The organism is Nonomuraea turcica (genome assembly GCF_030718205.1).
GTDB lineage: Bacteria > Actinomycetota > Actinomycetes > Streptosporangiales > Streptosporangiaceae > Nonomuraea.
Map to the genome: position 1 here is coordinate 21,341 of NZ_JAUZQF010000050.1, position 22,931 is coordinate 44,271.

Genomic DNA, 22,931 nt, shown 5'->3' on the forward strand with positions numbered 1-22,931 from the left:
AGTCCACCCCGCGGCCCAGGCAGTACGACACGTCCCCTGACGTGACCAACTTGCCTGACAACCCCAGATAATCCGTCAGGCAAGTTCCCAGAAGGCCACTTGCCTTACTTGGCCTGCCGGTCCGGACGGACCCCAGATAACATGCACTCCCTCGTGGGGAGAACGGTCTTCCCGGCCGAGGAGGAGCCTGGCCCAGGCGTTGGCAGCCAGACGGCGAAGCGCTCGGGTGGTCGCTGCGGCCATCGGTGAAGGGACGCATGCTCGGCTGGTTCACCCGCCCTGGTTATTGCTGGAGCCGCGGGAGAACTGGTTGAGGGCGGTCAGGTCCCGGGCGGCGGACAGGTGTGTGGAGAAGTTCGGGTCCAGCCAGCCCAAGGCCAGGATGACGGCCCACGCCGAGGCGACGATCCAGGCGCCGGCGCCGTAGGGCGCCGGCAGGGCTAGGCCCAGCCGGTCGGTGACGAACAGCGCGGTCAACGGCAAGGCCGCGATGACCAGGGTCCGGGTGCCGTCCAGGACACGAGCGTGCCAGGCCCTGCGCACGGTCTCCGGGGTGTTCTCCCGGACCGGGAGCCGGTCGTATTCGCCGGTCAAGACCGTGCGGAGCAGGTCACAGATCCGGGCCCGGAAGTCCTCATGGCTGGTCGTGGACGGCAGGGCGATCCACAGCTGCAGATCGGTAATCGCGTGGGACGCTTCCACCGCGCGGGCGCGGACCACCGCCCTGGTCAGTTGGGTGCCGCCGAGCGCGGCCGCGGGCATCCCGGCACGCAGCACGGACGCCGTCTTGCCCAGCGCGGCCAGGATCTCCCGCCGCGCCTCTGGGGCCAGTTGCCCCCGCCGGCCGGGCTCAAGATGAGTGAGGACCATGGTCAGCTGCTCGAACAGCACCTCGGTCGGAGGAGTGCCCCCTCCGCGGTCGGCCAGCCACTTCACCACCATCACCGGCAGCACCGCCAGCAGGACCGTCACGGTGAACGTGCCGATGCCCTGGACCGCGGACATCCACCATTCCTGCTTCAGATCCACGACCCACGCCGGGCCATCGGCGAATCGGACATACACCGCCGCCGGGAAGCAGCCGACGCCCACGGCGGTGATCAACGTGTCAGCCAGGCCGCCGAGGAAGCGGCCGTCCACGCGTCTTCTCTCCCCCCACATCGCGACCGGGATGAACAGACCGATGGCGATGACCATCCCGACGAGGCCCCACCAGTCGGTCCAGAAGAGCCCTATCAAGACAGCCGGCCCGCCGAAGCACATCGCCAGCAGGCTCACCCAAGCCGGGACACTCTCGATGTAGCCTCGGCGCACCGACCGGGCAGCAGCGCGGACCGCCACCATCCGGTACCGGCTCCGCAACCACGCCGTCTCGACGGCCGGATCCAGTCCCCGCGCGAACAGCGGCCACGTCGCGTTCAAACGCTTGGCCTTGGCGAACACCGGCACCAGATCGACGTCCGGCTCAGCAGCCTGCCCGGCCGGCCGCTCCTGCTCGGCTGCGGGCACGATGGCCTCGCTGACGGTCATCTCGGCTTCCCCGGACATGGAGATCACACCCTCACAGATGCACCATCACAGCGGACGGGTTCGGCCCCCCGCTCCCGAAGCTGACCCCAGCCCCAAAGTAGGTCGTGATCGCATTGCGACATCTACAACCCGGCGCCGCCCTGTTCGCCTTCGTCGCTGGCATACCCGAATTCGAGCGCGAGTACATTAGCGAGGAGTACCCGCCGAACAGATCCACCGCCAGCCCCAGAGCCTTAGCCCGCCGCAGCTTGACGATCTCCTCCAGCAGCGTCTCCAGCCCCAGCCGCCCGGGATCGGACTTCAACTCCAGCAGGAACCCGTCCTCACCCGTTGCCAGCTCCCACAGCGACCGCGCCGAATCCGCCGACAACCCGTTCAGCACATGCAGGCAGAACTCCCGCTCGAACCGCGCCCTGCCCGCGCCCACGATCCGCTCCACCCGGCCCGGCGGCTCGATCTTCAACGTCCGGCAGCGGGCCAGCAGCGCCGCACGCAGCCCCTCGTCCGTGAACACCATCGGGCAGATCTTGTCGGCCAGCCACTCGGCCAGCACGTCCTCATCCGCTCGGGTCGACTCCCGGAACCCCAGCACGTCCCGCACCTGGGCCCGGTGCCGCTCGATCGACCGGCCCGACCAGTCGTACTCCGCCAGCAACGCCGGCTCGGCCTTCACCTGGCCGGCCACGTAGTCCACCGCGGCCTTGGGCAGCTCACCCACGTGCCGCGGGAAGCGGCCCTCCTGCTCGAAAAACTTCAGCATCAGGCCGAACCCGAGACGGGTCGCCCCCGTCTTGTTCCCCACCAGCTCCCAGTCGCCGTCCAGCAGCGTCCACGCCGCGATCAGCTCTTCCGGCTCCCACTCCCGACGCACCCGAACCCGCCCTCCACCGACCGTCTCCGACACGAACACGATCAAGCAGAAGCCCCACCCAACCAGCCACATTCACCGCTCCGAAACGATCACGAACCGCAATCGTGATCTCTCATTCCGCTACGTGGCGGCTGGGGACATGTTCGGGAGCGGAGGGCCGTCTAGAGGCTGCCTTAGCCCCAAAAACGCGCCTGACCAGGGCCCTAGCGCCTGACCCTGGCCTGCGGGAATGGCCGTTATCAGGAGTAATCCTGCGTCCCAGGAATCCCACCGAAAGATCAGGGAGCCCCCTCCGCTGTCCCTTCTCGTTGGAGGTGAGTCAGTATGAGTGATCGCCTCCCGCGCACCGTGGTGGTCTCCGGATACGCCAGCGACCTGTACACCTCTTTCTGGTACCGATGCGCCGAGACGCAGAGAATGGGCTTCAGGGTCATCATCACCGAGAAAGGCGGAACCCCTGTGCTCGGTCGGCAACAGCGGGCACCTGCAGGAGGCGAGCGTAGAGGCCGACCCTCCGGTGGCCAGGCGAGAGATTCTCGGGCCGCTTACTTCTTGACGGTGCTGAAGGTGCTGGCGTCAATCCCCTTCGTCCTGTTGGGCGTCGTTACGGTTGGCTCGGGCTGGTCCATGCTTGACGAAGCCTCGGATCTTTCCGGGCATGGGCGCTCCACTACCGGGGTGGTGGTCTCCAGGGAGTGGGTCACCAGTGGCATGGGTTCGACCCCGAAGATCGATGTCAGTTTCGTTGCCTTCGACGGGACCCGGCATGTGGTGCGGCATACGGGCGATGAGCGGGTGGGCGCCCGTATCAAGGTTCTCTACGATCCGGCTAACCCGGACAAGTCCAGTGCGGAGCCGGTCGCGTCGCAGAGGGGCCTCGGGGTCTTCCTCATCGTCTGCGGTGTGATCTTCACGGTGGGAACGCCATGCTTGTTCGGCTGGGGTGCCATGGCAGAGGCCCGAATTCGCGGGAGTGGCGGCACGCCTCGGTGAACGTCGGTGGCCACCAGTCTCCCGCCCGGTCCGAGCGGGCTTGTCTCTTCCGGGTTGAGTCGATCATCGTAGGAGGATGGACGATGTTGGTCACGATCCCGAGCCGGCAGCCCAACCGAGGCGTCCTCTGACCCATGGATGGCTCTCCTCCGCAGGTCCGCCGGGCCCGCGCCCCTCGAACCTCATAAGAACAATTCGGCAACTCGCAAATGCGCCGAAGCGTCAAGCATCCGTTCGCTGGCGTGGGCCGCCGCGATCACGCTCTCGATCGTCTTATGGACCGGTCGCGGGTTCGCTGCTCGAAGCTCATGTACTCCGTGACAACCGGGTCTCCGTAGATGGCCAGGAGCGGATCGATATCGTCCGGGGTGAACTCCCGCAGCCCAGCCGCGGGGAAGAGATCCCTACCGCGTGCATCGACGACGACCTTTCTGGCCGGATCAGCCGTCGGGGCGCGACGTCGCCGCGGATCCGAGGGACGTCCGCTGAATGAGTTGCCATTGATACATGCCGTTGTCGCGATTGATGTTGAGCAGCGAGACGCGGGTCAGAACGGCAGGAATTGTGGCGGCGTGTCGGGCGAGCGTGTCCCGGATCGGCGCCAGTGGTGCCCCGCTGGTGTGAGAGTAGGCGAGGCTCACGTGCGGGACGAAGCCGTCGTCCGCTTCTGGCACTCGGTTGGCACCCCATACGTCCGCGATACCTTCGCGCACGGCACGACGTACTACTTCTACCGCGGGCGCGGGCCGGACAGGGAGGTTGACGCCTTCGGGATCAACGACGGGAGGTCCCACGGTGACGGGCACGGGGCCGAGGCCGGCGACGCGCCCGCTTACTGCGGCGGCGATGGTGCTCATGGTTTCGTCGCTCACCTCGTCGGTGAAGCCGACCCCTTGCAGGGTCATGTGGAGCCATTCCAGCGGGATAGGCCCGAGCGCGCCGGTGGCCGCGAGCTTGGGCTGGAGCTGCTCCGCAAACTCGTGGATGGCTGGCTGATCGTCTACGAGGATGTGCCAGGTGTAGAAGGAGCGGCCCGGTCGCCAGCCTGGCCGCCACCACCAGTGGTCACGCGTCTCGGTCTCTTCCATCGCCAAGGGCTCGCCCTTCCATTTGCAAGACCTCTCGCAAGAGTTAAGCCCCACACCGTAGCCTGATGGTGTCGAGGCATCAGGAGGTGCGGGGCTTTTGAGCAACGGTACCAACGAGCCGGCGCCCCCGGTACTAACCGTGGGACAGCGAATCAAGATGTTTCGCATACGCCGCGGCATGAGCCAGGAAGTCTTAGCCGGACTCGTCGGCAAGTCTGTGTCCTGGCTGAAACAGGTTGAGTCGGGCCGCTTGCAGTCTCAGCCGCGGCTGTCGATCCTGCTCCTGCTCGCCGAAGCCCTCCAGGTTAGAGATCTTTCAGAACTGACCGGCGAGCAGACCATGCCTGTGCGCATGTTCGCCGGCCCCGGCCATCCCGCATTGTCCAACGTACGCGCCGCCATCAATGCAACTCCGCTGCTATTGCCCCAAGGCACCGTCCAGCCATTGGGCACCCTGCGTGCCCGCTTGGACATGGCGTGGCACACGAGACACACCTCTCCGGACCACCGGACTGCCTTGGGACGGATTCTTCCCGATCTCATCCGCGATGTTCAGCTCGCGACCCGCATGTACGAGGGAGCTGATCGGCGTCACGCCAATGCGCTGCTTGCCGAGACGTATGGCCTCACCCAGATGTACGTCGCATACCAGCCCGCTCAGGATCTACTCTGGCGTGTCGCCGACCGCGCACTCCTTGCAGCACAGGAATCCGAAGATCCCTTGGCGCTCGCGTGCGCTGTTTGGTTCCTGGCACAAGCTCATCGTGACACCGGCGACTATGAGGCGGCACGTGATGTCAACGAGCAGGCCATGACGACCATCGAACCGCACTTGGACGAGGCCGGCGTCGATCTCCTTGCCATGTGGGGAGCTCTCAGCTTCGAGCTGGCCTACACCGCGGCTCGTCTCGGCGATGTGGGTGAGGCGTGGCTGCACTGGAGCGAGGCGCAGCAGGTTGCCGAGCGGCTTCCAGCTGACTACTACCAGCCGTGGACGTCATTCTCTCGCGTCATCATGCGCGCCCACGCGGTGACCGTCGCCGTGGAGCTCCACCAAGGTGGCGAGTCAGCGAGGCAAGCGGACAATGCCGAGAGCGCTCCCATTCCTTCCCGGCCACGGCGCGGTCGCCATCTCATCGAGGTTGCCCGCGCCCACCACCTGCAACGCGATCACGATGCGGTCCTCGGGACGCTCCAGCTAGCCCAGCAGACCGCACCAGAGACCATTCGATACAACGGCTTCGCCAGGCGAATGGTGTTCGAGTTGGTCGATTCAGGGCCGACGTACTTGCGTGCACAGGCGCACCAATTGGCGGACCAAATTGGCTTGATGTCATGACCAAAAGTAGGGGACACAGTTTGTGTCCCCTACCCGCTTGATCATCGCCTACGGTCAACGCATGACACCTGAGCTGGCCGTCCATCGCCTACGCGTTGCATTGGCTGAGCAGGGTGTTGTCACCCGCGACGACGATGTGCGACTAATCCCGGGTTGCTATTCCATTCTCGCAATTGATGCGTTTGCCCGTATTTGGTGCGGCCCTGAGTGGTTTCGGTGGCCAGCGCCAATGGGACGTTGGAAGTGGCATCCGGTTAATGACCCGGAAGGGGCGGCACGTGCCTTGAGCATGCTGCTGAAATCCGCTCCGGTCGGAACTCTCGTCCGTCGCGGGTCTCCTCGACCAGAGGCAGCCGCCGCCCCGGGGGATCGGCGTCGCCTCAAATGCCGCCGTTGACCCATCCCCGAGGTTCCCGATGACAGCTGACTCCACTTCCTCACCGCCACCTGGCAGTAGCTTCAACCCGAACCAGGCCACCATCTCCCGCACTTACGCCGACTTCCGAGGCGGAGCGAACGACACGTTCACGGCCGACCGCGAAGCCACCAAGGAACTGCGCGCAGTGATCGAGCGCGTTGACGAGGTCGCCCAGGAGAACGCAGCCGCTTTGGTCCGCGCCGTCCGCCATCTGGCAAAGGCGGGACACGACCAGTACGCCGACCTTGGGTGCGGCAGGCCGATGCAAGGCCTGGACGCGCTCAAGCTGCCAGACCTGGCCATTCTCGCCAAGGGAATCCAGCCCGACTGCCGGTGGCTCGCGCTGGACTCCGATGAGCTCGTCGTCACGGCCTGCCGGGCGTTGCTGCGCTTGCCTGGCATCGACGTGGCGCAGAAGGACTTGAGGAACGTTGACGCCGTTCTCGACGCGATCGCCATGCATCTCGACCTCACGGTGAAGCCGATCGTGGTCCTGCTCGGCGCGGTCGTGCACTTCATGACGGATGAGGAAGCATCGGCGCTGATGTCGGGTCTGCGGGCCTGCCTGGCACCCGGCAGCATCGTGGTCCTTACCCATGTGACGAGCGAAGGCGTAGAGCCCGAAGTGGTAGCCGCGGGGAAGGCCACCTACAAGAAGCGGCACGGGGTGGATATCTATGTCCGCACCCGAGAGGAGATCGCCTCCTTTGCCGATGGCTTCGTCATCCGCGCTCCAGGCATCGGGCGAACCATCGATTTCATGCCCGAGGAGGACAGCCGCGCACCTGTCAGGGAGGCACCGCACTTCCTGATGTGGATGGCCGAGCGACCCCACGAGAGCGCCTAGCACCGCACCCTCTCTGTTGTTATCCCCCCTCCCTCACCTCACAGGACCAGTCATCCCATGAGACGACTACGAATAGTGATATCAGTGCTACTCCTCGCCGGAGTCGCGGGGTGTGGCAGCCCTGCCGCGAGCACGAACGTCGCCCGGCAGTTCACGACGATCAAGGTCGGGATCATGCCCATCCCGGACTGCGCCACCATCCTCCTCGCCCAAGCCAGAGGCTATTTCGAGGCCGAAGGGCTCAAGGTTGAGCGCGTGATCGTCCAAGGCGGCGGCACCGCACTGCCCGCCCTGGAAAACGGCAGCCTCCAATTCTCGATCATGAACTACCCGGCCGCGGTGATGGCCGAGGCCAACAAGCCCGACACGATGGAGATCGTGGCCGACGCCTACCAGGCCGCCCCCAACACCTTCAAGCTCATGGTGCCCAAGGACAGCCCCATCAAGAGCTTGATGGACCTGCGTGGCAAGCACGTCGGGGTAGCGACCTTCAAATCGATCAGCACCCTCACCACGAAGGCCGCCCTGAAGATCGCGGGATTGACCGAACGCGACGTCAAGTTCTCGGAGACGCCGCTGCCGGAGATGATCATCGCGCTGGAGACCGGGCACCGCGACGTGGCGTGGATGACCGAACCCTTCATCACTCTCTACGGCCTGCAGGCTGGCGGACGGGCGCTGTATGACGTGATGCAGGGCCAGACCGAGAGTCTGCCCATCGCTGGCTGGGCCACCTCCACCGACTACGCCAAGAGCAACCCCGCTCAGGTCGCCGGCTTCCAACGCGCCCTGATGCGAGCCCAACTCGACGTCGCCAACAACGAGCAGCTGGTCAGAAGCACCCTGCCGACCTATACGAAGATCGACGCGAAGATCGCCGCCACCATCACGCTGGGCATTTTCCCCACCAACCTGCATCCCAACCGGATCCAGCGGGTCGCCGACCTGATGCGGGAGTACGGGGAGATCGGCGGCCACATCGATGTCCGCCGGTTCCTGCTGCCGCTCCCGGCGACAACCGATACGCCAGCCTCCCCGTCGTCGCCGTCCGCCACCGGAACTGAGCAGGTGCCCACCTCATGACCGCACACCCCCCAGCCAACACCTTCACCCAGGTCAGCGGCACCGCCCATCCCATGCCCGAACAGCCGGGCCTGGACGGCGAGCCCGTACCACCTGCGCTCCCACACCGCGACCGCTCCCGCGCCTACTTCGCGCGGACCGCCGCGGACCTGAACGTCACGCCCTTCGAGCTGGTGCAGTTCATGATCGACGCCGTGCCGAATTTCGCCACCCTGCACGCCGCGGTCCGCCTGGAGGTCTTCGAGATCCTCGCCGGCCAGGAGATGACCAGCGACGAGCTGGCACAAGCCTGTGGGGCCGACCCGGGCGCGATGCGGAGGCTGCTGCGCTGGCTGCACGCCCACGAGTTCGTCGCCGCCCGCCGGGACCGCTACCGGCTCACCGACCTGGGGCATGTCCTGACCAAGGCGGCCGCACCGTCGCAGCGGCATGCCGTGCTGGTCACCGGATCACCGTACTGGTGGGAGGCGAGCTGTTTCCTGGTCGAGACGGTCCGGCGTGGGCACCCGACCCCATCAGACGGTCTGTCCCTGTACGAACACCTCACGCACAACCCGGCATTGGGCGCCGACTTCGACCACTTCATGACCGCCCGCAGCACCGCCGCCGGCCACGACCTCGCCGCCATCGACGACTTCGCCCACGTGCGCACCGTCGCCGACCTCGGCGGCGGCCTGGGCGGGGTGCTCGCCGCCATCCTGCGTGCCCACCGGCACCTGCAGGGCATCCTCGCCGAGCGTGCCGACGTCGCCGCCCGCGCCCAGACCTACTTGGCTGAGCAGGGCCTGGCCGACCGGGTCAAGCTCGCCCCGGGCGATCTGTTCGACGCCATCCCGGCGAGCGCGCAGCGCTACCTGCTGTTGTCGGTGCTGCACAACTACAGCGACGACGACTGCCTCACGCTGCTGACGCTGGTGCGCCAGACCATGGAAGGCACTGGCGAGGACACCGAGCTGTGGATTGTCGAAGGCATGCTGCCGAGCGTGCCCGGAGCTGCAAGCCGCTGGTACAGCACCGACATTCGCATGATGGCGCTGTTCGGTGGCGGCCAGGTGCGCAGCAGCGCCGACTACTACCGGCTGACCGAGCGGGCCGGACTCACCATCTGCAAGAGCATGGCGCTGGCCAGCGGCCAGACCCTGCTCATCGCCCGTGACTGTCACACCGCGCACTCCGCTCACGAGCATTCCGCTCACCTTCACGGAGGTCCTCAATGAACGACCGCCCGAACTGGCAAGCCCTTCCGATCAGCATCCAAGACGCCGTCGAGGCGCAGATCGGCTCCGTCAAAAAGATCGAGACAGTGGAGTGCTCCAGACCAGGGTTCGCCGCGCGCGTATATGCAGCCCACGACGACGTGTTCCTCAAAGCGGTCCCGAGAACCAGCCCGTCCGCGGAACTGCACCGGCGGGAACGCTGGGCCGCCCGGCACCTGCGCCCGTCGGCTCGCACACCGCGCCTGCTGTGGGACCTCGATAAGGATCGCTGGCACGTGTCGGCTTTCGAGCTCATCAACGACCACACCCGCCGCGCCGACCTACGGCCCGGCTCGCCCGACCTGCCGGCCGTGCTGGCCACGATGGCCGAGCTCGGCCAGATGCTCGCCCCCAGCCCCGGCGGCGCCCGCCCGGTCATCGAACACGTCAACGGTCTGTGGGCGACAGCACGCCTCATGCTGGACCAGCCGCCCGGCGACCTGCACCAGCGTGATCTGTACCTAACGACCCTGAACGAGTTCACCGTCGATGACCTGCGTGGCGACACGATGCTGCACGGCGACCTGAGTCCCCGGCATCTACTCATCAAGGACGGGACGGTCTACGTGGTGGGCTGGTCACGGGTCTCCTTTGGAGCGGGATGGATCGACGCCGCCCTGCTCGCACCCCAACTCGTCGCGGCCGGTCATACCCCGGAGCAGGCCGATGCTCTGCTGTCCACGGTGCCTACCTGGCGGCAAGCACCCATGGATCAGGTGGCCGGGCTGACGGCGGTATGGACCCTGTATCACCGGCACAAGGCCCGCTACGGCGCTCAGGAGCGCAGCGACGCCTGCATGCGCCTAGCCGACGCCGGCCAGGCATGGCTGGCCCACCGGCTGGCCCGACCCTGACCGGCCCACCTGAGCGGACCCTGAACCGATGATCGCGGCGAGGCGGCAGGAGATTCAGCGCAGCGCAGCCTTGCGCGTTGCGCCGCCACGTCACACAGGGGCGGCCCGGTCGAACCATCCCCGCCGCCCCGCACCTGGCGCAGACCGAGCGTGCCCACCCCTGGACGGCTGCTGCCGCCCGGCCTGCGCCATCCAACCGTTCACACCTTCGAGAGGAGGACATCATGCTGGCCGACCAGACTGACGCAGCCGCTGAGGTGGCAGCACGGCGGCATGCCGAGGAACTCCAGCGCCGTGCCCGCGGCTGGTTCGTGGTCATGTACTCCCCGTACTGGCGGGAGTACATCGCCTACTACCTGGGCGAGTGCGAGCAAGGCGGGCTTACCCTTCGAGCGCCCGACCCCGGCCAGCTGTGGAGCCTCATGGACCACGTCGCGCCAGCCGACTGGCAACTCAACGCTCTTCCGCTCGTGGCGTCGCGGCCACCCGCGTCCCGTCGAGAGGGTGCCGGGTGATGAAGCCAGATGTGGGCAGACAGGCGGGCACCCCGCTGGGGCGCACGGTTACGCCACGTTCTGGCGCGCCGGCGGGCACACCTCCTGCCCACCAGGCCGCGCACTGCGGCGCGGGCAGACCGATCAACGAGCACGGTCGGAATGCCCGCGCTGCCCGGATCGCGCTGTTCACGGCAGAGGACGACGCTGCCGTGAACAGCGACGTCCAGATCTCCCAGCCGCCCGCCCTCATCTGCCTGCCTGGGGCGGCCGGAAAACTGTGGGGAAGGCGGGCACGAGAGCGCAACCGCTCCGCTTTCGCCACGAGAGTCAACGAAGCCTCCGCTGCTGCGGGCTCCTCACCCCAGTCCGTTGAGCTCGCAGCGCCGCCCCGCCCCGGTGGCACCGTCTGGGGCGGAGAGGCCGTGGGACGGCGTCCGTCCCATTCGCCGTCCCACGGCCTTCTCTCCAACCGGCAGACAACGACCGCAACGCAACCCGGTGATCACCCATGAACCCGACAACACTCGCCCACCTGCGGCTTTCCTCTCTCCGCAGAACCCACCCGGCCTGGGAGTTCCTCCGCGGCACGGATGAGTCCGGTCAGGAATGCTGGCAGGCGCGCCTGTGCGTGGAGATCACCACGTCCATGAGGGATGCCGGGATTGTGGAGGTCCTGCAGCAGCCGGACTACCTCTCGCTCGCCGACGAACTCCGCCGTCAGGAGGCGATCCTTCGCCCCTTCCGCGCCAGCCACCTGACTCCCCTACCCCGCGCACACGCGATGTGAGGGAGGATCATGGCAACCAGCAATTGCGGCCACAACCGCGCCGGCCTTGCCTCGTCAGGAGGGGTCGGCAGGGTAGCGGTAGCGCAAATTCCACTGGTAGGTGGGCATGACGTAAGTGGTGACCTTGACGGCCTGGTCGGCCGCGGTCCATCCGATGTGGAAGATCTCGTACACCCACTGATCTGGAATCATGCGCAGGAAACGCAGTTCGTCGGGTGTGGGCGGACGAACGCGGATGTTCTCCTCAAGCTCGGCCTGCGCATAGCCGAGTTCGGCAAGGCGACTGCTGATCCCGCCGATTCCCGGGTCAAGTTCGGCGATGGGAGTTCCCTCGGCGATCGAGCGCGGGATGTAGCTGGTGGCGATCTGGATGGGGATGTCTTCGGCTTTCATACGGCGTGCGCGGATGATGACGCTGTCGATGCCGGCCTCGACGCCGAGAACCTCAGCCACGTCCAGCGGAGGATGGCCCGGCCCGACCGTGTTGGCGGAGCTCAGCTCGTAGCCGAGCTGGGCGAGCTCACTGGCCAGGGAGCCACGCATGCCTCCGCGTTCGCGATGGGCGCGGCTGTGCCGTACGGCGGCATCGCGCAGGATGGGCGGCAGTTTGTGGACGTAGGTCCCCACACCCATGTGCACGTAGACCAGTCCCTCGCGCTTCAAGACCCCCAGCGCCTTGTTCACCGTAGCCCTGTTGACGTGGAGCTCTTCGGCGAGCTTGTCTTCGGTGGGCAGCAGGGAACCACGAGGGTAGACGCCTTCGTGGATGGCCTGACGGATCATATTCGCCACATCGCGGTAGTGGTCCCCGGGCGTCACCATGTGCTCACCTTATCGGCAGTACGTACTACATACTCATTGACCGGCCCTCGCGGGTCCTCTATGAAGTATGTAGTACGTACTGCCCAAAGAGTTAAGGAACGCAGCGGGATTCATCAGACCCTCACCACACGGTCACAAGCCGCGTCGCAGCATGAGCCGCCTCACCATGCCTATCCGGCGTGATACGGCCCGCAGCAGAAACGGAGAGAGCACGATGACATCGCCACCCTCCCCGGCCGATGCTGGGCAATCGGCTGATCTGGCCCTGGGCCTCCACGGCGTCCGCCTGACCATCGGCAAGGAGTTCACCTTCGAGGCGTCCCATCGGCTGCACAGGCTGCCCGACGGGCACAAATGCGCCCGCCCACATGGCCACAGCTACCAGGTGACCGTGGAGCTCGCCGCCGACGAGTTGACCGGTCCAGGATTTGTCACCGACTTCGGCGACCTATCACCGTTCGGCACGTATCTCGATGAGCATTTCGACCATCGCGACCTGAACGACGTTCTTGACGTCGAGCCGACCTCCGAGTTGCTGGCCCTCCACCTGGCCAGGTGGTTCCTGGACAACGTGCAGCCGATCATCGCCGGGCGGCTGGTCGCCGTCACTGTGAGCGAGACCCGAAAGACTTGGGCGCGCTGCACGATCGGAGACACACGATGATCTCCGCAACGGTGCACGCCCCGGCCCTCTCCGCCACGCTCCTGATAGCCGAGCATTTCGGCCCCACCCTGCAAGGCGAGGGCCCCAGCATCGGACAGCCCGCGCTGTTCATCCGCCTGTCACGCTGCAACCTGTCATGCAGCTGGTGCGACACGCCGTACACGTGGGACACCTCGCGGTTCAACCTGAGGGAACACAGCCAGCGCGTCCCCATCGCCGAACTCGTGGCGTGGACGCTGGACCGTCCTGCGCCACTGATCGTCATCAGCGGCGGAGAACCGCTGCTGCAGCAACGCCACCTGCCCACGCTGGCCGAGCCGCTGCTGCACGCCGGCCGCCGCCTGGAGATCGAGACCAACGGCACCGTCACGCCCGATCCGGCGCTGCTGGTGGACGGGGTGCGCTTCAACGTCTCGCCCAAGCTGGGCAACGCGCACCTTCCGGCCGATCAGCGCATCATCCCCGATGCCCTGGAAGCGCTGTCCGCCAGCGGGCACGCGGTGTTCAAGTTCGTCGCCCGCGACGTGGCCGATTTGGACGAGATCGCGGAGCTCACCGAGCGGTTCGCGATGAAGCACGTGTGGGTGATGCCTGAAGGTGTCACCACCGAGCACGTGCTGGGCCGGGCCCGGATGCTCGCCGATGAGGCCATCGCCCGTGGCTGGTCGCTGTCGCTGCGCCTGCACGTCCTGCTGTGGGGCGACGAACGTGGCCGCTAAACACCCTGCTCTCGCTCCCGCGACCTTTGCCCTTCCGGCAGCCCCCTGCGGCCGCTGACGAGCCACCGCTCCGTGTCTCCTGGCCCAGCCCCTGGAAGCGAGGAAGAACATGACCACGAACGCCGTGCGGTCCCCTGATACGGCGCATCCCAGCCGAGCCGTTTCACAGCCGATCGATGACGTACCGGGCTCGGCGGTAGACACGCCCCGCGTAACCGAGCTCTTCCGCGAACTGCTCATCGCTCTCGGAGAAGACCCGGACCGCGAGGGCCTGCGCAGTACGCCGGCCCGCGCCGCGGCCTTTTGGCGTAACTTCCTGTCGCCGGATCCCTCGGCGATAGCGACGCGCTTCACCGAGACCCACGCCAGTGACCAGCTGGTCGTGGTCGGAGGGTTGAACGTGTGGTCCGTGTGTGAGCACCACCTGTTGCCCATGCAGCTGGTCGCGCACGTTGGCTACCTCGCCGATGGCACCCTCCTCGGGCTGTCGAAGTTCGGCCGGATCGCGCAGCGCTGCGCTGGGCGCCTCCAGGTGCAGGAGCGCTTCACCCGCCAGCTCGCCGACGAGGTAGCCGCCGCCATCGAAAGCGAGGACGTGGCCGTCAGGGTGCACGGCGTGCACCTGTGCATGAGCATGCGCGGCGTCCGCATGGAGGGTGCCCGCACGTCCACCGTGCAGGTCGGCGGCCGGTTCAAGACCGATCCGCTGCTCTCCCAGCAGTTCCTCACCCTCACCACCGCCGGCCACCGGGGGACAGCGTGAAGGCGATCAGCCCTCAGCAGCGAGGCCTTCCCGCACCTCCAGGGCCTGCACGTGCTGACGTTCGCGGGCGCCCGCGGACGCTGACGACCAACGCAGGTAAACGCCCCGAGGGTTTCTAGGAAGCGAGGCGACATTCATGTCGGACGCATCACCCCCTCGTACCGCCACTTCCGAACCGCGGGCGGACGCGATCCTGCCGGCGACGGCGACTGGCAGCGACGGGCGAGGGGTTACGCACCTGACGTGGGATCGAGTGGAAGAGTTGGTCAGCCGGATCGCCGAGGCGGTCGGAGCGGACAGCGCTCCCCAGACCTTGGTAGCAGTCCTGCGCGGTGGTGCCATCCCGGCCGTCATGCTCGCCCACCAACTCCGGCTGCGGGATCTCCGGGCGGTCGAGGTAACCCACACTGCGGACGACAGCACCAACGCCGCGAAGACCGCGCAGCCAGTGGCCGTCAACCCGGCTTCGCTGGGCGACCTCGCCGGCCGGGACGTCCTGATCGTGGATGACGTCGCCGGCATGGGGCACACCCTCGCCGCCGCGGGGGGACTGGTCGCCGACGCAGGAGCCAGTCGGGTTCGGACCGCGGTGTGCGTGGTGAACGAGGACAACTGGGAGGGCCGTCTCCCGGCTGAGGCTGCCGTCACCTACATCGGCACGATCACCCACGGGTGGGTGGTCTTCCCCTGGGAGGGCAACGATGAGCACGAGCACTAATCAGCTTCCCGAGCAGTTCTGCACCCGGCCCGGGACCCCCATGATCGGCTCGTACAGCACCAACCAGATGGATGACTTCTACGCGGCGCTGCAGCGCGGGGAGGCCAAGGTATCGGGGCTGATGAACATGATGCAGCACCTCATCGTCGCCGAGCGGTGCGCGCCGGGCGCGAAGGTGCTGGACGTGTGCTGCGGCCGCGGGCTGGCGCTGCCGCTGCTGTACCGGTACGCGCCGGACATCGAGCAGTACGTCGGGCTGGACGTCAGCCCCGGCAACCTGAGCGAGGCCCGAGAACGGATCGCGTTCTTGCTCAAGACGTACGGAGGGCTCTTCCCGGTGGAGCTCATCGAGTGCGATGTGGCCGAGCCCTGGCCGGAGCTGCCCGCCTTCGACGTGGCGCTGTACACCTCGGCGCTGGAGCATCTGCCCTTCGAACTCGGTGCGCGCAGCCTGCGCAGCACAGCCCAGGCGCTCGCGCCCGGCGGGGCGCTGTTCCTGTCCACGCCGCAGGCGTTCGGCCCCCCGCCGAGGCCTCTGCGGTACCGCGTCCACGTCTACGAGTGGTCGAGGAAGGAGGTGGAGCAGGTCGTCGGCGAGGCGGGCCTAGTCGTGGAGGACGTCATGGGCCTGCTGCCGCCCGAGCCGGACGCGGTGGCCGGCGAGCTCGCCGAACGGTACGGGCAGGGTGCGGCCGACTGGTACCACGACCTTGCCACGCGCGTCCCTGCGGCGTTGCTGGACACGGTCTCGGCGGTGTCAGTGCCGAAGACGGCGACCGAGCTTCTGTACGTGTGCCGGAGGCCCGCGTGAGTGCCGCCGCTGTCTCCGCGCCGCGCCGTGAGTCCGCCCCTGCCCGGCCGCTGTGGGTGACCATCGAGGGCATCAACGGCGTCGGAAAAACCACTGCAGCGCGAGCGGTCGCCGCCTGTCTCAATGAGCGGTGCCTGCTGCTGGACGAAGTCACCGACCAGGCTGGCGACACTCTGACCGGACGCGTGATCTCCGCGCTGGCCACGGAGGACGACGTGTGTCTGCGCACCGGGCATCCGGTCGCGGAGACGTTGGCCCTGCTCGCGCTGAAGATCCGCGAGGCCGAGCGTCTCGCCAGCCTTTCGACCGTGCCCGAGGTGGTCATCGAGGACCGCGGCGTCGACACCGTCGCCGTCTATCAGGCCGCGATCCTCTGCGAGCACGTGCCGGAAGCGGATCCTGCGTACGTCGCAGGGCACGTGCTCTCGACGATGTCGCGGTGGCGGCCCCGGCCTGACGCCACCGTCCTGCTGACCGGCGACCTGGAGGTGTGCACGCGCCGTTTCGCCGACCGGATCGGACGGACGCTGGCGCTACGGGACGTGCGCGTGATCGAGCAGGCCGACGCCCTCTACGCCGGGTTGGCCGCCGCTGAGCCCGACCGATACACCGTGATCGACACCGCCGGGCGGCCCGCTGAGGCGGTCGCCGACGCGGTGGGCGCGGTCGTGCGGGACCTCGTGAAGCAGCGGGAGGCTGACCGTGCTGCGTGATGCGACCCTGCTCTGGGGCCTGCGCTCGCCCTGCGGGTTCGCCTGCCCCCACTGCTACTTCGGCACGATCGAGGAGCACCAACAGGTCCCGCCCACCGAGGTCGGTGTCCTGTCGCATCTGTCCCGCACCGACCTGCCGCCTCGGGCGCTCAAGGCGTTCGCGCGGACCCTGGCCGGCTCGCCGATCGGGCGGGTTGTCATCGCCGGCGGCGAACCGCTGGACTGGCCCCCCACGCTGGAGGTGATCGAACTCATCAAGGAGGCCGGCTGTCAGGTCGTGATCGCCACCAACGGGATCCCACTCACTCGCCCGCCGGTGGCCGAACGGCTGATCGCGCTCTGCGTCGACGGCGTTTCGGTCTCCCTGGACAGCGCGGACGCGCAGACCAACGACCGGCTGCGCCCGTCGCGGTCGGGCCGCTTCGGCTACGTGGATGTTCTGGCCGGTATCCGCGCCCTGCTGGACGCCCGGGGCGACCGGCACGCGCCGCGGGTCGGGATCTACACCGTGGTGATGCGGGAACGCCCGCACGAGATCACCGACATGGCCCGTCTGGCCGACGAGCTCGGCGTGGACTACTACGTCCCCCAGCCGATCTCCCTGGCGCCCGACCACAAGCTTTTCGAGGAGCTGACCCACCGCCGCGAAGACGCGCCCGCCGTGGCCGAGCAGCTCGGCCGCCTCTACGACGAGCCGGGAAGGCTGGCGCTTCCGGACCCCTCCTACGCACGGCGCTTTGTCTCCGCGATCTCTACCCAGGAGAGCGGGCATGTGCCCGACTGCTTCGGCGGCGCCCGCCTGTTCTTCATCCAGCCCGACGGCTCGGTCTGGGACTGCCCGTCCGACCGCCGGATCGCCGCCACCCCACCCGAGCGGCGGCGCACCATCCGAGACAGCGACGCGCGCACACTGTTCGCCACGAGGCCCGCGTGCACGAACTGCTCGCTGTTCAGCCGAGACTGCGTGAACATGTGGCCGCTCGTGCTGGACATGCCGCGGCTGCTGAACCCGGAGGCCGTCCAATGACGCTCCCTCCGGTCCCCGGCGGCGCACAGCTGCTCGCAGATCAGCTCGCCGTCGTGCTCGGGCAGATGCCCGACCCGAGCGGCGGTCCGGCCGCCGGGCAGCTGGAGCGCGACCTGGCCGAGGCGTTCGGCGTCCCGCACGCCGTCGCGGTCGCCTCCGGCACCGCGGCCCTACACGCCGCGCTGTCCGCCTGCGGCATCGGCCCCGGCAACGAAGTCCTCGTGCCGGCGCTGACCGTCGTTATGACCGTGGCACCCCTGGGCGCCCTCGGGGCAACGCCAGTGTTCGTCGATAGCGACCCGGCCACCCTGGACCTGGACTACGGCGACGCGGCCCGCAAGGTCACCTCGCGGACTCGGGCGATCATCCCAGTGCACCTGTGGGGCCGGATGGGTGACCCGGCGGCCCTGGCGGCGTTCGCATCCGAGCACGGGCTCGCCATCGTCGAGGACGCCGCGCAGGCCGTCGGCACCGCCCGCGACGGGCAGCGGGCCGGCATGGTCGGCACCGTCGGCTGCTTCAGCATGAAGGACGGCAAGATCCTGTGGAGCGGCGAGGGCGGCTTCCTGCTCACCGCCCGCCGCGACGTGGCAGAGCACGCGACCGCGTTCCGCAGCCACTGGCAGCCGGCTCCTCCGGGCGACGCTCCGCTGAGCCGCCTGGCAACCAACTCCCGCCTCGCTGCCCCCCTCGCCGCGATCGCCCTGGCCAACCTCCGCCGCCTCGCAACCCTGGTGGAACTACGCCGCACACAAACCCGCCACCTGCTGCACGCCCTGGAGCGGGCACCCGGCCTGACCGCTCTCGCACCAGCTGTGCGCGAGGAGTGGAACGGCTTCGCCCCGCTCCTTCACATCGACCTGCCGAACCCCCGAGCGTTCGCCGAACACCTCGCGCAGCAGGGAGTGCCAAACTCCACCGGCAGCTTCCGGCTCGTGCCCTGCGACACCCGGCCCATGTTCACCGACTCCGGCCAGCCGTGCCGCGGCGCCGCCCAGATCCTCGACCACATGCTCGCTGTCACCCTCACCGAACGCGACACCGAGACCACACTCGACCGCTACGCCGCCGTCATCACCAAAGAGGCCACCGCATGGGCCACGCGACCGGCAACCCGGAACTCCACACCGACGCCCCTGACCGGGACGACCCTTCCGGCGGCACCCTGTCCTCGCCCCTGAACGGATCCTGCCGCATGACCATCACACCGGTACACCATCACTGCACCCGCGGCCCGCTGATCTCCATCGAAGGCATCACCGGAGTCGGCAAGACGTATCTGACCAACCGCGCCGTCGAAGAAGCCTTCGACGGCAAGCCGCTGAGGCTCGACGGGTTCTCCCAGCGGGCGAGCGGGCGCCCGGGACTGGGCGAAGCCCTGCTCCGCTGCCTGCGCGAGGCCAGCGCAGGGGACCCGTTCCTGCGCGCGGGCAATCCCTTAGCCGAGGCTGTCTTCCTGCTGGCTATCAAGCGGTATGACTTGGACACCGTCATTCCCGAGCTGTCCAGCGGGCGCGCCGTCGTCGAGGGCCGCGGCGTCGATTCCACGGCAGTGTGCCAGGCTCTGCAGCTGCGCCCCGACGACCCGGATACCGCCCTTGAAACGGCAACCGCTCTGCTGGAGTTCGCGTCCTCCTACCGGCCGCTCCCCGACCTCACGATCCTCGTCACCGACGACGCCTGCGAGGCCATCGTGCGCGCGCAACGGCGTGACCGGTGCGTGTTCACGACCGAGCAGGCCACGTTCATGCGTGAGGCATGCGCGCTCTTCGAGCGACTGGCCGCCACCGATCCGGCACGCTACCGGGTCGTGGACCGGCGCAGCGTCGGCGAGCACGAGGCGGCCGAGCTGATCCGGGCATGGATCCACGGTGCCGGGACCGACCTGGGCTGCTTGCGCGAGCCGTGGCAGGGCCCGGGAGCCCGGTGCATGTGCTGCGGCCGCCGCGGGGAATCGGCGCAGGCATGAACGAGGCGGCCCGCCCCTCGGCCTGCCCGGGACCGGCTTCAGCGAGGTGCTGCGCGCCCGTGATCCCCGACGGCATCGGGGCCCTGGTCCTCGACTTCGACGGAACCCTCGCCGACACGAGGTCCAGCCACGAGCAGGCACTGCGAGTGGCACTGCAGCCGCACGGCGTCGACCTGGACCACGACTGGTATGGCCGACACGTCGGCCTGTCCATCCACGACCTGCTGGCCGCGCTACCGGGCGGCCGGTCGCTGCCCCACGACGAGATCATCCGACACAGCCGCACTCACCTGCTGGCTACCCTGCACAGGATCTCCCCCGTCGGGTGCGTCGTCTCGCTGCTGCGCGCCGCACGCCGTGATGGACTGCCCTGCGCCGTGGCATCGGGCGCCAGCCGACTTCTCGTCGATCCAGGGATCGACGCTATGGGCCTGAGGCGGGAGTTCGCAGCCGTCGTCGCGCGAGAAGACGTCACGCACGGCAAGCCGGCCCCCGACCTGTACCTCGAGGCTGCCCGACGCCTCGACGTCCCGCCGGACCGCTGCCTCGCCGTCGACGACGCTCCCGACGGCGTCACCGCCGCCCGCGCGGCCGGCATGCATGTGCTCAAGGTGGTCGACGGTCACCTCGCGCCCACCGACGAAAGCACTGACGGAGCCGCAAGCCGCGTCGTTTCAGGCGCCGGGGCGCCGATGCCGCGCGGGACGCTGCGGCGTGGCGGGCTCAGGCCAGGTTCCGCCCGCGAGACGGCGGCCGCGCCGCATGACGCTGCGCCGGACACCTCGGCGCCACGATCAGCAGATTCCGACAGATGACGGCGTGAGGCCGTCGCACCAGGAGAGCATGATGCCCGTCCTTCACTCGACCAAGAACCTGGAGATCATCGAACCTCCCACGACAACGAGGGAAGGTGTCGGACGCTTCGAGTACACGGACAACTACACGGTGTTCCATTACGGCAGGATGCCGGACCTGATCCCCGGGAAAGGCGAGGCGATCTGCCGCATGGCCGTCTTCAACTTCACGATGTTGGAGGCGGCGGGCGTGCGAACCCATTTCCGCCGGTTCATCGCCCCGAATCGGATCGAGTTCGATCTCGCGCGTGTCCCTGACCCGGACGCCGGGCCGCTCACCCCGGGCGCTGGAAACTACCTCATTCCCGTGCAGGTCCTCTTCCGCAACGAACTCCCTCAAGGAAGCTCCGTTCACCGCCGGCTCGCAGCCGGCGCGCTGACACTGGCCGAGGTTGGGCTTCGCAGCATCCCTGAGGTCGGCGAGACGCTGCGGCATCGGTTCATCGAGTACGCGACGACGCGGGAAGACGTCAACCGGATTGTGGGCGGGCCCGAGGCTCAGCGCCTCGCCGGTCTGAGCGACGAGCAGTTCCAGGCGATGCGCGACACCACCGTCAAGGTCAACGAGGTGCTGACCGAGCACGCCCGCAAGCTCGGGCTGAGCCACTCCGACGGCAAGGTCGAGTTCCTGGTGTCGAGCGATGCGCGCATCGTGCTGGCCGACAGTCCCGGTACACCTGACGAGAGCCGCCTGATGTTCAACGGCGTGCACTGCGGCAAGCAGGTCCTGCGGAACTGGTACGTGGACAACGGGCTCGAGGTGCCCGTCAGAAGGCTGATCGCCGAGGGCGTGCCCAGGGGTCGGTGGCCGCAGCCGGCACCACTCCCGCCCGAGTTCCTGCCGGTGATGTCGGATCTGTACCGGTCCCTGAGCGAGACCTGGACGGACGAGCGACTCTGGAACGCGCCGGACCTGAAGGCCGCCACGCGGGCCGTTGCGCGCCTCATCAGTCAATGACGGCACAGGACGGCTGGCGCTCGGGCATGCTCTTCTCGATGTGGCGGGCGTGGGGCGGCAACGCCACGGAACCTGCGAGAGCGGTGGATACATGGGCGGATTGACGGAAGACCCCGCCTTCCTGGCCACGACGTTCGTGGTCATCGACTTCGAGGCGACGACTCCCAAGGGGTACCCGGCCCAGCCCATCGAGGTCGCCGCTCTCGCACTCCGCTACGAGGACGGCACGTGGACGGAGGTCGGCAAAAGCGCATCTCTCATCCGACCGCCCGCGTTTGCTCCGGTGACGCCAGCCGTTACGGCTCAAACCGGCCTAACCCCCAAGCAGGTCGGGCAGGCCCCGACCGCGGCCGAAGCGCTGGGCGCACTGGATCGGCGATTCGCTCCGGACAAGCAGTACTTGCTGGTGGCTCAACACGCCGCCACCGAGGCCAACATCATCCACAACCAGCGCGAGCACTGCCCGGCGCTGGCCCGCATTGACCTTCTTGACACCATCCCGCTGGCCAAATACGTCGCCCCAGGTCTGCCGAACCACAAACTCGACACGCTGCTGGCGCATTTCGCCATCAAACAGCCGGCGGATCGCCACAGGGCCTACGCCGACGTCGATGTCACCGCGCAGGTGTTCGTCCGGCTCGTCAGCGCTGCGGACGATCAGCTCAGCGATCTCGCGGCTCTGGTGAAGATCGCGGGGCGCACGGCCAAGTGCAACATGCCCGCCCAAGAAGAATTGTTCGACACCTAACCTTCCGGCGGGAGAGGGCACATACAAATCCGGTCTGAGAGAGGACGGTGCTCTTCTGATGATCAAGGAACACTCGGACTGCGACGAGGTCCCGTTCTGGTTCGATCCGCTGTGCCCCTGGGCGTGGATCACCTCGCGCTGGCTCCTGGAGGTCGAGCAGGTTCGGCCGGTGCGCGCCGATTGGCGGATCATGTCGCTGGCCTACCTAAACCTCGTCCAGCGCGAGGGCAAGGGACTCAGCGAGGACTACCGGGACCTGATGACGAAGGCAGGGGACCTGGTGCGGGTCTGCGCGGCAGCCGCTGAGCACGGTGGCCGCGGCGTCCTCGGACCGATGTACACCGCCATCGGCACCCGGCTCCACAACCAAAGGCGTCGCAACGATCCCACCGTTATCACCGAAGCTCTCGCGGAGGTGGGCCTGCCTGGTTCGCTGGCGGCTGCCGCCACAAGCACGGAGTTCGATCAGCTCATCAGAGGGCGTTGCGCGAGTTGATGTCCCTTTCGTCGCTTGGACTGAGTGGGGCGCGCTGGTCAGGAACGTCGCGGTCGTGCTACGGACGCGGCTGAGCGAACAATCCGGGCTCGGTCTCCACCAGGAT

25 protein-coding genes are annotated in these 22,931 nt (G+C 67.8%); 21 read left to right on the forward strand and 4 right to left on the reverse strand.

Annotated features, from left to right (window positions below):
• Positions 1–270: 270 nt before the first annotated feature.
• The gene (locus Q9G87_RS58165) at positions 271–1,548 is read right to left on the reverse strand and encodes a hypothetical protein (protein ID WP_305925284.1); all 1,278 of its coding nucleotides are present in this window, start codon (positions 1,546–1,548) and stop codon (positions 271–273) included.
• Positions 1,549–1,561: 13 nt separating this feature from the next.
• Positions 1,562–2,473, reverse strand: a complete 912-nt coding sequence (locus tag Q9G87_RS58170) for a DUF4158 domain-containing protein (protein WP_305925285.1) — start codon at positions 2,471–2,473, stop codon at positions 1,562–1,564.
• Positions 2,474–2,725: 252 nt separating this feature from the next.
• On the opposite strand from Q9G87_RS58170, the gene Q9G87_RS58175 reads away from it, so the two are divergent.
• Positions 2,726–3,394, forward strand: a complete 669-nt coding sequence (locus Q9G87_RS58175) for a DUF3592 domain-containing protein (RefSeq protein ID WP_305925286.1) — start codon at positions 2,726–2,728, stop codon at positions 3,392–3,394.
• Between the two features lie 440 nt (positions 3,395–3,834).
• Here Q9G87_RS58175 and Q9G87_RS58180 read toward each other — a convergent pair whose 3' ends face one another.
• Positions 3,835–4,482: a 2'-5' RNA ligase family protein gene (locus Q9G87_RS58180; RefSeq protein WP_305925287.1), complete on the reverse strand. Its 648-nt coding sequence runs from the start codon at positions 4,480–4,482 to the stop codon at positions 3,835–3,837.
• Positions 4,483–4,621: 139 nt separating this feature from the next.
• Here Q9G87_RS58180 and Q9G87_RS58185 point away from each other — a divergent pair, with 139 nt between their 5' ends.
• From Q9G87_RS58185 to Q9G87_RS58215, 7 genes are all read left to right on the forward strand, one after another.
• Positions 4,622–5,821 (forward strand): helix-turn-helix domain-containing protein, encoded by a 1,200-nt coding sequence (locus Q9G87_RS58185; RefSeq protein WP_305925288.1) that lies wholly within the window; start codon positions 4,622–4,624, stop codon positions 5,819–5,821.
• 416 nt (positions 5,822–6,237) lie between these two features.
• The gene (locus tag Q9G87_RS58190) at positions 6,238–7,086 is read left to right on the forward strand and encodes an SAM-dependent methyltransferase (RefSeq protein ID WP_305925289.1); all 849 of its coding nucleotides are present in this window, start codon (positions 6,238–6,240) and stop codon (positions 7,084–7,086) included.
• 84 nt (positions 7,087–7,170) lie between these two features.
• Entirely contained in the window at positions 7,171–8,169 is a 999-nt protein-coding gene (locus tag Q9G87_RS58195) for an ABC transporter substrate-binding protein (protein ID WP_305925290.1), read from the forward strand.
• Entirely contained in the window at positions 8,166–9,386 is a 1,221-nt protein-coding gene (locus tag Q9G87_RS58200; RefSeq protein WP_305925291.1) for an ArsR family transcriptional regulator, read from the forward strand. Before Q9G87_RS58195 ends, Q9G87_RS58200 begins: the two co-directional genes overlap by 4 nt.
• Positions 9,383–10,279: a phosphotransferase family protein gene (locus tag Q9G87_RS58205; RefSeq protein WP_305925292.1), complete on the forward strand. Its 897-nt coding sequence runs from the start codon at positions 9,383–9,385 to the stop codon at positions 10,277–10,279. Before Q9G87_RS58200 ends, Q9G87_RS58205 begins: the two co-directional genes overlap by 4 nt.
• A gap of 224 nt (positions 10,280–10,503) precedes the next feature.
• Complete coding sequence (locus tag Q9G87_RS58210; protein WP_305925293.1) at positions 10,504–10,794, forward strand: hypothetical protein; 291 nt, start codon at positions 10,504–10,506, stop codon at positions 10,792–10,794.
• A 490-nt stretch (positions 10,795–11,284) separates the two neighbouring features.
• Positions 11,285–11,563, forward strand: a complete 279-nt coding sequence (locus tag Q9G87_RS58215; RefSeq protein WP_305925294.1) for a hypothetical protein — start codon at positions 11,285–11,287, stop codon at positions 11,561–11,563.
• Positions 11,564–11,617: 54 nt separating this feature from the next.
• Here the strand turns inward: Q9G87_RS58215 and Q9G87_RS58220 are convergent, their stop codons facing one another.
• Positions 11,618–12,385: a GntR family transcriptional regulator gene (locus tag Q9G87_RS58220; RefSeq protein ID WP_305925295.1), complete on the reverse strand. Its 768-nt coding sequence runs from the start codon at positions 12,383–12,385 to the stop codon at positions 11,618–11,620.
• Between the two features lie 214 nt (positions 12,386–12,599).
• Between Q9G87_RS58220 and Q9G87_RS58225 the strand changes: the two genes are divergently transcribed.
• The 13 genes from Q9G87_RS58225 (at position 12,600) to Q9G87_RS58285 (ending at position 22,825) form a co-directional block, all read left to right on the forward strand.
• Positions 12,600–13,049 carry a 6-pyruvoyl trahydropterin synthase family protein gene (locus tag Q9G87_RS58225; protein WP_305925296.1) on the forward strand — a complete coding sequence of 150 codons (450 nt, stop codon included), beginning with the start codon at positions 12,600–12,602 and terminating at the stop codon, positions 13,047–13,049.
• Complete coding sequence (locus Q9G87_RS58230; RefSeq protein ID WP_305925297.1) at positions 13,046–13,768, forward strand: 7-carboxy-7-deazaguanine synthase QueE; 723 nt, start codon at positions 13,046–13,048, stop codon at positions 13,766–13,768. Before Q9G87_RS58225 ends, Q9G87_RS58230 begins: the two co-directional genes overlap by 4 nt.
• A gap of 109 nt (positions 13,769–13,877) precedes the next feature.
• Positions 13,878–14,531: a GTP cyclohydrolase I gene (gene folE / locus Q9G87_RS58235; RefSeq protein WP_305925298.1), complete on the forward strand. Its 654-nt coding sequence runs from the start codon at positions 13,878–13,880 to the stop codon at positions 14,529–14,531.
• 253 nt (positions 14,532–14,784) lie between these two features.
• Positions 14,785–15,249, forward strand: a complete 465-nt coding sequence (locus Q9G87_RS58240; protein ID WP_305925299.1) for a phosphoribosyltransferase — start codon at positions 14,785–14,787, stop codon at positions 15,247–15,249.
• A complete protein-coding gene (locus Q9G87_RS58245; RefSeq protein ID WP_305925300.1) occupies positions 15,233–16,060 on the forward strand; it encodes a class I SAM-dependent methyltransferase in 828 nt (275 codons plus the stop codon). Before Q9G87_RS58240 ends, Q9G87_RS58245 begins: the two co-directional genes overlap by 17 nt.
• Positions 16,057–16,773 carry a dTMP kinase gene (locus Q9G87_RS58250; RefSeq protein WP_305925301.1) on the forward strand — a complete coding sequence of 239 codons (717 nt, stop codon included), beginning with the start codon at positions 16,057–16,059 and terminating at the stop codon, positions 16,771–16,773. The genes Q9G87_RS58245 and Q9G87_RS58250 overlap by 4 nt, the downstream gene beginning before the upstream one ends.
• Positions 16,763–17,800: a radical SAM protein gene (locus Q9G87_RS58255; protein WP_305925302.1), complete on the forward strand. Its 1,038-nt coding sequence runs from the start codon at positions 16,763–16,765 to the stop codon at positions 17,798–17,800. Before Q9G87_RS58250 ends, Q9G87_RS58255 begins: the two co-directional genes overlap by 11 nt.
• Positions 17,797–18,981, forward strand: coding sequence for a DegT/DnrJ/EryC1/StrS family aminotransferase (locus Q9G87_RS58260; protein WP_305925303.1), 1,185 nt, complete (start codon positions 17,797–17,799; stop codon positions 18,979–18,981). The genes Q9G87_RS58255 and Q9G87_RS58260 overlap by 4 nt, the downstream gene beginning before the upstream one ends.
• Positions 18,982–18,995: 14 nt before the next feature.
• On the forward strand, positions 18,996–19,769 hold the full coding sequence (locus tag Q9G87_RS58265; protein WP_305925304.1) for a dTMP kinase: 774 nt from the start codon (positions 18,996–18,998) through the stop codon (positions 19,767–19,769).
• A gap of 59 nt (positions 19,770–19,828) precedes the next feature.
• Positions 19,829–20,584, forward strand: coding sequence for an HAD family hydrolase (locus Q9G87_RS58270; protein WP_305925305.1), 756 nt, complete (start codon positions 19,829–19,831; stop codon positions 20,582–20,584).
• Between the two features lie 28 nt (positions 20,585–20,612).
• Positions 20,613–21,581: a phosphoribosylaminoimidazolesuccinocarboxamide synthase gene (locus Q9G87_RS58275; RefSeq protein WP_305925306.1), complete on the forward strand. Its 969-nt coding sequence runs from the start codon at positions 20,613–20,615 to the stop codon at positions 21,579–21,581.
• Between the two features lie 40 nt (positions 21,582–21,621).
• On the forward strand, positions 21,622–22,329 hold the full coding sequence (locus Q9G87_RS58280) for a 3'-5' exonuclease (RefSeq protein WP_305925307.1): 708 nt from the start codon (positions 21,622–21,624) through the stop codon (positions 22,327–22,329).
• Between the two features lie 58 nt (positions 22,330–22,387).
• Positions 22,388–22,825 (forward strand): mycothiol-dependent nitroreductase Rv2466c family protein, encoded by a 438-nt coding sequence (locus tag Q9G87_RS58285; protein ID WP_305925308.1) that lies wholly within the window; start codon positions 22,388–22,390, stop codon positions 22,823–22,825.
• Positions 22,826–22,931: the final 106 nt, after the last annotated feature.